The organism is Mycobacterium sp. TH-M25 (genome assembly GCF_057473665.1).
Map to the genome: position 1 here is coordinate 1 of NZ_JBYCLA010000062.1, position 2527 is coordinate 2527.

A 2527-nucleotide genomic window follows, 5' to 3' on the forward strand; every position below is an offset into this window, starting at 1 on the left:
TTTTCACCATCGACGGTGACCAGTCGGGTCCGCCGGGGCCCGGTGTGGCGTCCGGAGATGTACCCGCAGGTTCTGGCGGTATTGAGCGCACACTGGCCGGCTATTTGAACTTGGCCGGGAAGCGGCCCGCCGACATGCCGTTGACCTCCGGGACTGACTACTACCCGTTCATGGTCGCGGGTGTTCCGATCGGGGGTGTGACCGCCGGTGCTTCGCAGATGAAAACCAATGCGCAAGCCCGGCTTTGGGGTGGCCAGCCCGGAGTTTGGTTCGACCCCAACTATCAGGGCGCTCACGACACCATCGATAACATCAACCGGGAAGCATTGGCGATCATGGGTTCTGGAGTGGCGTTTGCGGTGGGCCACTACGCCGAATCGATCGAGGGAGTCAACGGCGTCCCGCCCCATGGCAAGCGGCATCGCACGCAGGGCCCGTAGCGACTGTTGGCACGTCGCCGTGCCGTGATTTGCGCCATGCCCGTCTATCAACCGATTTAGAATGAGATCCCTTTGATGCGACCGTGCAACCGGTCGGAATGGGGTTGGCCATGAATAGTCGGGAGCGGAATCGAGGTCAGTGGCGCGGCGATTGCTCGCGCAGGGCGAGGTCGGCTATCGCTTGCGCAGGGGCGGCACTCATGGTGGCAGGATGCACCACTTTCGTGGACGGGCGCGCGCTGTCGATGCTCAACGACCCGTTCCGGGTGGCGGACCTGCCCGCCACCAATGGTCCGAGCGGGTCTCGCCCGAAGGCACCGGCTCCGGCAGGCACGGTGGTCAACACCGACAACGGAGCGATCGACAAGTTGTCGTTGCTATCGGTCAACGATATCCAGGAGTATTGGCAGCGGGTGTACCGCCAATCGCTGAAAGGAACGTTCACTCCGATCGGTAAGCTGGTCTCCTACGACTCCGACGACCGCGACGGTCCGATTGTCTGCCACAGCGAGACCTACCAGCTCGTCAACGCTTTTTTCACACCTCGCTGCAACCTGATCGCCTGGGATCGCGGAGTGTTTATGCCAGTCGCGCAACGCTATTTCGGCGACATGGCCGTCAATGGGGTGCTAGCACATGAGTTCGGGCACGCGCTGCAGCAGATGGCGAAACTGGTGACCAGAAAAGACCCCACCATCGTCCGCGAACAGCAAGCCGATTGTTTCGCCGGCGTCTATCTGTATTGGGTGGCCGCAGGTAAGTCGCCGCGCTTCACCCTGAGCACCGCCGACGGGCTTGACCACGTGCTCGCGGGGATCATCACCACCCGTGACCCGATTATGGACGCCGACGCCCAAAACGACGACGAACATGGGTCGGCCTTGGAGCGCGTCAGCGCCTTCCAGATGGGCTTCATCACCGGCGCTTCGGCGTGCGCGGGGATCAACGTTGTGGAGATCGAGCAGCGTCGCGGCGACCTGCCGACGACCTTGCGGGTCGATCTCAACGGGGACACCGAGCCCGGTGAGGTCCCGATCAACGAAGACACGCTGTCCACGCTCATGGAGATCATGGGACAGATCTTCTCGCTCAAGCAACCGCCCATGTTGTCCTACCAGCCCGCCGATTGTCCCGGCACGAAGCCCAGTCCACCGGCGTCCTACTGTCCGGCCAGCAACACCATTGCGGTCGATCTGCCGGCGTTGGTGACGATCGGAAAGGTCTCCGACGCAAATGAATACACGCTGCCGCAAGGTGACGACACCGCCCTGTCGATCGTGATGTCGCGATACACGCTGGCGGTGCAGCACGAACGCGGCCTGTCGATGCAAAGCCCGTGGACGGCCCTGCGGACCGCGTGCTTGACCGGTTATGTGCACCGCAAGATGGCTGAGCCCATCGACACCCCCGACCATAAGGAGCTGTTGCTGAGCGCCGGTTATCTCGACAAAGCCGTTTCCGGGCTGCTTACCAACCACCTGGTCGCCAGCGACGCCGCCGGCACCACGGTGCCGGCCGGCTTCACGCGAATCGCGGCTTTTCGCGCCGGCGTGGGCGGCAATATGGACGTGTGCTACACCCGGTATCCGGGATAAGACGGGTAGCCCTACGTGGATGATGATTCGTTCGCTGAGCCATCGAGGTAAAACCATCGGCCGGCGCGCCGTTCGAAACGGCTGCGCTCATGCATGCTGCCGGTGTGGGCCGCCGACTCGAATCGGGCTGTGAACTCCACTTCCCCCCAATCATCGTTGGGGCCGCCAGCGAGAGTGTCGGTCACCTCCAGACCAGTCCAGGTGATGCCTGGATCAACGGCCACATCGACCGGTCGCGTGCGTGGGTGCCAGGTTCGAAACAAGTAGTTGACATCACCACGGGTGTATGCCGCATACCTCGACCGCATCAATTCCTCAGCTGATCGGGCCTGTCGCTCCCCATGGTGCAACGGCCCGCAGCAGGCGGAATAGTCGGCTCCACTGCTGCACGGACACAGGGATCCGAAGAGTTCGGTCATCTCAGGTTTGGCCGCCCTTCGCTAGACGAGGTCACGTGGGTTCGGCAACAGTCGCAGCGCCGCCTCGACCGCG

The 2527-nt window shown here is 62.9% G+C and carries 3 protein-coding genes; 2 read left to right on the forward strand and 1 reads right to left on the reverse strand.

The genetic code is table 11. The features are described from left to right. Both AC2VOU_RS02365 and AC2VOU_RS02370 read left to right on the forward strand, forming a co-directional pair. Positions 1–440, forward strand: a 440-nt coding sequence (locus tag AC2VOU_RS02365; RefSeq protein ID WP_486955912.1) for a M28 family peptidase, incomplete at its 5' end; no start/stop codon positions are given. A 110-nt stretch (positions 441–550) separates the two neighbouring features. Beyond that, positions 551–2035, forward strand: a complete 1485-nt coding sequence (locus AC2VOU_RS02370; RefSeq protein ID WP_486955913.1) for a neutral zinc metallopeptidase — start codon at positions 551–553, stop codon at positions 2033–2035. Positions 2036–2046: 11 nt separating this feature from the next. On the opposite strand, the gene AC2VOU_RS02375 is transcribed toward AC2VOU_RS02370, so the two are convergent. Beyond that, the gene (locus tag AC2VOU_RS02375) at positions 2047–2454 is read right to left on the reverse strand and encodes a YchJ family protein (protein WP_047313717.1); all 408 of its coding nucleotides are present in this window, start codon (positions 2452–2454) and stop codon (positions 2047–2049) included. Between the last annotated feature and the right edge of the window lie 73 nt (positions 2455–2527).